Below are 7,088 nucleotides of genomic sequence, written 5' to 3'. Positions count from 1 at the left end.
CCGGCACCCCGGTCTCGATCAACGGCCAGCTGCGCGTCTGCGGCACCAAGCTCTGCAACCAGCACGGCACACCGGTCCAGCTGCGCGGCATGAGCACGCACGGCATCCAGTGGTACTCCCAGTGTGTGAAGACAGCGTCGCTGGATGCGCTCGCCTACGACTGGAACGCGGACATCCTGCGGATCTCGCTGTACGTGCAGGAAGGCGGCTACGAGACCAACCCGCGCAAGTTCACCGACATGGTGCACAACTACATCGAGGAAGCCACCCGGCGCGGCATGTACGCGCTGGTCGACTGGCATCAGCTCGACCCGGGCGACCCGAACTACAACCTGTCCCGGGCGAAGACGTTCTTCACCGAGATCGCCGACCGGCACAAGAACAAGAACAACATCATCTACGACATCGCCAACGAGCCGAACAACGTCAGCTGGGCCCGCATCAAGTCGTACGCCGAGCAGATGGTGCCGGTGATCAGGGCCAAGGACCCCGACGGCGTGATCTTCGTCGGCACCCACGGCTGGGCGTCGCTCGGCGTCTCCGACGGGCGCAGCGAGGCGGACATCGTCAACAACCCGGTGAACGCGTCGAACCTGATGTACACGTTCCACTTCTACGCCGCGTCACACCAGCAGGAGTACTTCGACGCCCTGTCCCGGGCCGCCGACAAGATCCCGCTGTTCGTCACCGAGTTCGGCACCCAGACCTATACCGGTGACGGCGGCAACGACTTCACCTGGTCGCAGAAGTACCTGGACTTCCTGGCCGGCAAGAAGATCGGCTGGACCAACTGGAACTTCTCCGACGACTTCCGCTCCGGCGCGGTCTTCAAGGAGAACGTCTGCGCGGGCAACTCCTTCACCGGTACGTCGGTGCTGAAGCCGGCCGGTGTCTGGGTCCGCGACCGGATCCGCACCCCGGACGCCTTCGAGACTCCCGCGGCGACGATCGACGTGGACACGGCGGCCGAGCTGAGGTCCGCACTGGCCGACGCGAAGCCCGCAGACACGATCAAGCTTGCCGACGGCACCTACGTCGGCAACTTCAAGACCACGGTCTCCGGTACGTCGTCCGCGCCGATCACGCTGACCGGCTCGGCGAACGCCGTGCTGAAGGCGAGTGGTGGCTACGGCCTGCACCTGAACGGCGCGTCGCACTGGAACGTCCGCGGCCTGACCGTGACCGGTGGTCAGAAGGGCATCATGATCGACCGGGCCACCCGGGTCACGATCGACGGTGTCACCGTGCACGGCCTCGACATGGAGGGGGTGCACTTCCGCAACAGCAGCACCTACGGCGTGATCAGGAACTCGCGCATCTACGACACCGGCAACGACGGCCGCGGGATGGGCGAGGGCGTGTACGTCGGCAGCGCGGGCGGCACCTCGGACAAGTCCGACCACGTGCAGATCCTGGACAACCGGATCGGACCGGACGTCGGCGGTGAGGCGATCGACCTGAAGGAGGGCACCACCGGCGGACGGGTGGCCGGGAACACCTTCGACGGCCGCGGGCTCACCGGCGCGAACTACGACGACAGCTGGGGCGACGTCAAGGGCAACGACTACGTGATCGAGAACAACACCGGGAAGAACACCACGAACAACGGGTTCGAGACGCACACCCAGCGGTCCGGCTGGGGGTGCGGGACGGTCTTCCGCGGGAACAGGTCCGACCTGAACGGCGCGACCGGCAGCGGCCGGTACGCGTTCAACATCACCAACTACAACGCGTCCAGCTGCAAGGTCGCCATCGACCGCAGCAACACCGTCACCGGTGGACGCGGACTGACCAACCCCGGAATCCCGGTCAGCTGACCCGCCCCTCAGCTGCTGGGAGGGACGAGGGCACGGAGCACATCGACTCCGTGCCCTCGTCGACGTAGGTCCGAGCCGCGGTCACCCACCGGCCGCGTTCCAGTGTGACGGCCGGCTGAGCGCGTGCGGGAGTTTGGTGGCACGGTCGCCACGGGCGGCGTTGACCTGGGCCTGAGTGAGGAACAACGCACCAGTCAGGTCCGCGCCGCGCAGATCGGTGTCGCGCAGATCCGCGCCGATCAGGTCCGCTCGGCGGAGGTCGGCGTCGCGGAGGTCCGCGCCGATCAGATAGGCGCCGCGGAGGTTCGACTTGCTCAGGTCGGCTGCGCGCAGGCGGGCGCCGATCAGGTCGGCGCCGCGGCGTTCCTTCTTCTTCGGCTGCGTGCCGCGCACGAGCTCGCTGGTCTTCAGCAGCAGCTGGTTGACGGCGGCCCGTTCGGCGACCACGTCGACGGTGCTGAGGTCCGCCGTACGACCGACCGCCTCGACGCGCGCGATCGCGGCCGTCAGCTCGGCCTCGAAAGCCTTGTGTTCGAGGGCTTCCGTGAGGTACCACAACAACTCGTGCAGCTGCCGCAGGATCGGCAGCGCCGCGAACATCTCCGGCCCAGGCTGCTCCCGCCAGCTCTTCCCCGCCCGGCGCGAGAGCTCCTGACCGGCGCCGAAGCAGTCGTAGACCGTGCACCCCTGGAAGCCCTCGGCCCGCAGCCGGCTGTGGATCGTGCAGCGGAAGCCGTCGTCGAGATTCGGGCAGGGTTCACCGGCGGACTTGTCGATCGCGAAGTCCGCCGACCGGCTGAACGTCAGCGCGACGCAGCAGAGCCCGAAGCAGCTGCCGCAGTCGGCCTTCAGGTCAGTTCTGTTCGGCAACCGTCTGGCCGGTGCGGCGCCAGCGGATGCCGGCCTCGATGAAGTCGTCGATCTCACCGTCGAAGACGCCGGAGGTGTTGCCCGACTCGTACTGCGTCCGCAGGTCCTTGACCATCTGGTACGGGTGCAGCACGTAGGACCTCATCTGGTCACCCCACGAGCCCTGCACGTCACCACGGAGCGCGTCGAGCTGAGCCCGCTCCTCGGCCTTCTTCAGCGCGAGCAGCTTCGCCTTCAGGATGACCATCGCGCTGGCCTTGTTCTGCAGCTGCGACTTCTCGTTCTGGCAGGAGACCACGGTGCCGGTCGGGAGGTGCGTGATCCGGACCGCGGAGTCGGTCGTGTTGACGCTCTGGCCACCCGGCCCCGACGACCGGTACACGTCGATCCGCAGCTCTTCCTCGGGGACGTCGATCTCGTCGGTCTGCTCGAGCACCGGGACGACCTCGACCGCGGCGAACGAGGTCTGCCGGCGGCCCTGGTTGTCGAACGGCGAGATCCGGACCAGCCGGTGCGTCCCGGACTCCACGCTCAGCGTCCCGTACGCGTACGGAGCCTTGACCCCGAACGTGGTCGACTTGATCCCGGCCTCCTCGGCGTACGACGTGTCGTAGACCTCGGTGCCGTACCCGTGCCGCTCGGCCCAGCGCAGGTACATCCGCTGCAGCATCTCCGCGAAGTCGGCCGCGTCCACCCCGCCGGCGCCGGATCGGATCGTCACCAGCGCCTCACGCTCGTCGTACTCACCCGACAGCAGCGTGCGGACCTCGAGCGACTGGATCGCCTTGGCGAGCGAGCCGATCTCCTTCTCCGACTCCGCGATGCTGTCCGCGTCGTTCTCCTCCCGGCCGAGCTCGACCATGACGGCGAGATCGTCGAGCCGGCCGCGCAGCGCGGTCACCCGCTCCACGTCGGCCTGCAGGCTGGACAGCCGCGACGTCACCTTCTGCGCGTTCGCCTGGTCGTCCCACAGATCGGGCGCGGCGACCTTCTCGCCGAGGTCGGCGATCTCCGCACGCAGGGCGTCGAGATCGAGCACCTTCTCGATCGAGGTCAGCGTCGCGTCGAGCTGCTTGAGTTCGGCGTCAAAATCCAGTCCAGCCACAACCAAGCAGACTACCCGCTAGGGGAGCCCAGCCGTTAACAGGCCGCGACGTCCACCGTCGCCTCGTCACACACTGTGATGCCCGGTGTCAGGGACGATCGAGTCGATGTGGCCGCCGTCGGCGCGGACGGCGGCTCCGGTGGGGGCGGAGGCCAGCTCGGAGCTGAGGTAGACGACCAGATTGCCGATCTCCGGCGGCTCGATCAGCCGCTGGATCAGCGAGTACGGCCGGTGCTCCTTCATGAACCGGCGTTGCGCCGCGTCCCAGGGCAGGTCGTCACCGACCAGCTCGCGCGCGAAGTCCGCCACGGGGGTGTGCGTGGGCCCGGCCATCACCGAGTTGACCGTCACGCCGGTGCCCGCGGCCGCCTTCGCGTACCCGCGGGTGACCGCGAGCAGCGCCGTCTTCGTCATCCCGTAGTGCACCATCTCGACCGGCGTCACCACGGCCGAGTCGCTGGCGACGTTCAACATCCGGCCGAAGCCGCGGTCCATCATGCCGGGCAGGTACATCCGGATCAGCCGGACCGCCGACAGCACGTTCACCTCGAAGTACCGCCGCCACTCGTCGTCGTCGATCTCGAGCACCGGCCTGGCCCCGAAGATGCCGACGTTGTTGACCAGGATGTCCAGCTCGCCGACCCGTTCCCGCAACGCCTCGGCGCCGTCCGCCGACGCCAGGTCCGCGGCCACCGCGGTGACGTCCGCGCCGGGAACCTCCGTCCGCACCCCGTCCGCGGCGGCGTTCGTCTTCTCCTTCCCGCCCGTTGACCACCACGGCGGTCCCGGCACGTGCCAGCTCCGTCGCGATCGCCAGCCCGATCCCCTGACTGGAGTCCCGACACCAGCGCCCGCCGCCCACTCAGCTCGATCTCCATTCCTCCACAGTGCCCGGCCGGCCCGGCGGCCGGCCGCGACCGAGAGGCTCCCGCTCAGCGGATCGGAACGATGGCGGCGGCCTCGGCGGCGATATCGGCCGAGCCCTGCCAGCCGGGCGGCTCGAACGGCAGGTCGACCGACGAGGTGAGCCGCACGGTGACCGTCGTGCCGCTGACGTCGGCCGACCAGTCCAGCCCGTCAAACCTGTTGCTGGCGGCAACTTGGTCCAGATACTCGGCGGTCAGCCGGCGGGCCTCGTCCGGATCGAGCTCCGCGTTCCCGTCCGCGGCCGGCTGTGCGTAGATCGCCCTGAGGCCGTTCGCCGCCGCCAGGACCGCGCCGTCAGCGGTCGCATCGAGATCCCGCCGGACCAGGAAGACCTTCGAGATGTCCGTGACCACGACGACCATCAACACGATGATCGCCATGAAGCCGATGATCAGGACGGTCATCTGGCCCTGCTCGTCGCGCCGCTTCATCCGGTGCCCTTGGCTTCGCGGTAGTCGCCGTACGGCTCGGTGTGCGACGCGCTGATGCGGACCGCCGGTGGTTCACCACCGAGTGCGTCCGGGACGAGCGGCAGCGGCACCGCGGTGTCGAGCGTCACCGTGACCGTCGAGCCCGGCTCCAGGCACGCGGGATCGCAGGTGACCGACAGCTGGTCCGCGGTCAGCTCCATCCCCTGGTCCTTCATCGCCAGCCGGGCCGCCTCGAACGCCCGCGTCCGCGCCTCGTCCTCCGAGAGCCCGGCCGGCACGATGATGAACGCCCGCCCGGCAGCCCGGGTCGCCGCGGTCGCGCCGTACGAGGCCCGCTGGACGTCGAACACCGCCAGCATCACGTAGACCAACGGAACCATCAGCAGCAACGCCAGCCAGGAGAACTCCACCACGGCACTCCCCTGCTCACCGCCCGTCCGCTGCATCCACCCGGCCCGCCGCCGAGTGCTCACTCGCCGGTCTCCTTGACGGCGTGACCCTGGACGCTGAACTCGACACCGGGTCCCCACAGGCCCAAGGCGGGCATGTGCGTGGTCACCATCACACGTACACCGGGCTGCCCGCCGATGTCGACCTCCTCGGCCTGCACGGAGTCGACGAGCCGGTCGTTCACCACACCGCCGACGAGCTCCCGCGTCCGCGCTTCGCCGTCGGCCGGGCCCCGGTTCAGCACTGCCGCGTAGTGCGCCCCCTCGGACGCGGCCGCGATCACCGTGTTGCGGACGTACAGGTACAGCCCGACCTGCAGGATCCCCAGGAACAAGGGCACCACCAGCATCGACACCAGCACGAACTCCACCACGGCCGACCCCCGCTCGCCGCGGCGGGACGCCCGGAAGTGATATGGGTGCCGGGTCACTTGCTGGTGACTGAGTTCAGCGCGTCCTGAAGCATCCTCGAGAGCTGCGGGCCGGCGACCGCCCAGATGGCGACGACCAGGCCGGCAGTCATCACGGTGATGAGCACCCAGCCGGGCACGTCGCCGCGCTCCTTCCGTGCGGGCCGGGGCGCGAGCACCAGCGCCACGAACAGTCTCGTCAGCAGTAACGGCATGACCTCTCCTCAGTTCATCCGGCGATCAACCGGATTCCGACAGCGCCCGGGTAGAAGGCGAAGGCGATGGTCACCGGCAGCACGAGGAACACCACCGGGATCATCATGGCGACCTCCCGGCGCGCGCCGGATTCGATCAACTCGCGCCGCCCGGCCTCCCGAATGTCCCCCGCCTGCGCCCGCAGCACGTCGGCCAGCGGAGTGCCGCGTTCGAGTGCGACCGCCAGGCCGTCCGCGAACCGTGACAACGCCAGCAGACCTGTCCGGTCCGCCAGCCCGTCGAGCGCACGGACGAGCGTCGCACCCGCGCGGGTCTCTCCCAGCACCCGCTTCAGCTCCTCGGCGAGCTCCCCTTGGCACGACCGCGCCACCCGGTCGAGCGCGGCGGCCGGTCCCTCGCCGGCGGCGACCGACAACGCCAGCAACTCCGCGACGGTCGGCAGCTCCGCGAGCAGCCGGCGCTCGCGCCGGCGCACCTGCGTGCTCAGATAGGTGTCTCGGGCAAGCACTCCGATCACGCCGAGCAGGCTGCAGAACACCAGCATGCCGATCGGGTTCCCGGCGCCGAAGGACATCGCGACCACCGAGACCACGAGCGCGGCCCCGAAGCAGGCCGTCCCCCACAGCAACTGCTCGATCCGGAACTCCTCGACCGTCCGCTCGATTCCGGCCCGCGACAGCCGCCGCCGGATCGAGCCGGCACCGCCGAGCAACCGCTCCAGCCTGCTCGCCCCGGCGCGCAACGTCGGCCCGAACAGTTTCAGGATCGCGTAGAACGGCGAGCTCGAGTCGACCACGCCGACGAAGATGTCCCCACCGCCGAGATCCCGCAGGTACGGCGCGATCCGGTCGTCGACCGAAGGA

At 69.2% G+C, this 7,088-nt stretch carries 9 protein-coding genes; 1 reads left to right on the top strand and 8 read right to left on the bottom strand.

The features are described from left to right. Positions 1-1,817, top strand: a 1,817-nt coding sequence (locus E1218_RS36860; RefSeq protein WP_202866351.1) for a cellulase family glycosylhydrolase, incomplete at its 5' end; no start/stop codon positions are given. Between the two features lie 81 nt (positions 1,818-1,898). Here E1218_RS36860 and E1218_RS34120 read toward each other — a convergent pair. From E1218_RS34120 to E1218_RS34085, 8 genes are all read right to left on the bottom strand, one after another. Continuing rightward, the gene (locus tag E1218_RS34120; protein WP_132327171.1) at positions 1,899-2,687 is read right to left on the bottom strand and encodes a pentapeptide repeat-containing protein; all 789 of its coding nucleotides are present in this window, start codon (positions 2,685-2,687) and stop codon (positions 1,899-1,901) included. Next, positions 2,671-3,792: a peptide chain release factor 2 gene (gene prfB / locus E1218_RS34115; RefSeq protein ID WP_132327170.1), complete on the bottom strand. Its 1,122-nt coding sequence runs from the start codon at positions 3,790-3,792 to the stop codon at positions 2,671-2,673. Before prfB ends, E1218_RS34120 begins: the two co-directional genes overlap by 17 nt. Before the next feature lie 66 nt (positions 3,793-3,858). Further along, complete coding sequence (locus E1218_RS34110) at positions 3,859-4,584, bottom strand: SDR family NAD(P)-dependent oxidoreductase (RefSeq protein ID WP_233712659.1); 726 nt, start codon at positions 4,582-4,584, stop codon at positions 3,859-3,861. 140 nt (positions 4,585-4,724) lie between these two features. Then, positions 4,725-5,150: a Tad domain-containing protein gene (locus E1218_RS34105; protein WP_233712658.1), complete on the bottom strand. Its 426-nt coding sequence runs from the start codon at positions 5,148-5,150 to the stop codon at positions 4,725-4,727. Continuing rightward, positions 5,147-5,623: a hypothetical protein gene (locus E1218_RS34100; RefSeq protein WP_233712657.1), complete on the bottom strand. Its 477-nt coding sequence runs from the start codon at positions 5,621-5,623 to the stop codon at positions 5,147-5,149. The genes E1218_RS34105 and E1218_RS34100 overlap by 4 nt, the downstream gene beginning before the upstream one ends. Beyond that, on the bottom strand, positions 5,620-6,030 hold the full coding sequence (locus tag E1218_RS34095) for a TadE/TadG family type IV pilus assembly protein (protein ID WP_233712656.1): 411 nt from the start codon (positions 6,028-6,030) through the stop codon (positions 5,620-5,622). The genes E1218_RS34100 and E1218_RS34095 overlap by 4 nt, the downstream gene beginning before the upstream one ends. Further along, a complete protein-coding gene (locus E1218_RS34090; RefSeq protein WP_132327169.1) occupies positions 6,027-6,224 on the bottom strand; it encodes a hypothetical protein in 198 nt (65 codons plus the stop codon). Before E1218_RS34090 ends, E1218_RS34095 begins: the two co-directional genes overlap by 4 nt. A gap of 14 nt (positions 6,225-6,238) precedes the next feature. Continuing rightward, the coding region (locus E1218_RS34085; protein ID WP_132327168.1) for a type II secretion system F family protein at positions 6,239-7,088 on the bottom strand (850 nt) is incomplete at its 5' end.

This window comes from Kribbella turkmenica (assembly GCF_004348725.1).
Classification (GTDB): Bacteria; Actinomycetota; Actinomycetes; order Propionibacteriales; family Kribbellaceae; genus Kribbella; species Kribbella turkmenica.
This window is presented reverse-complemented; position numbering and strand designations above follow the sequence as displayed.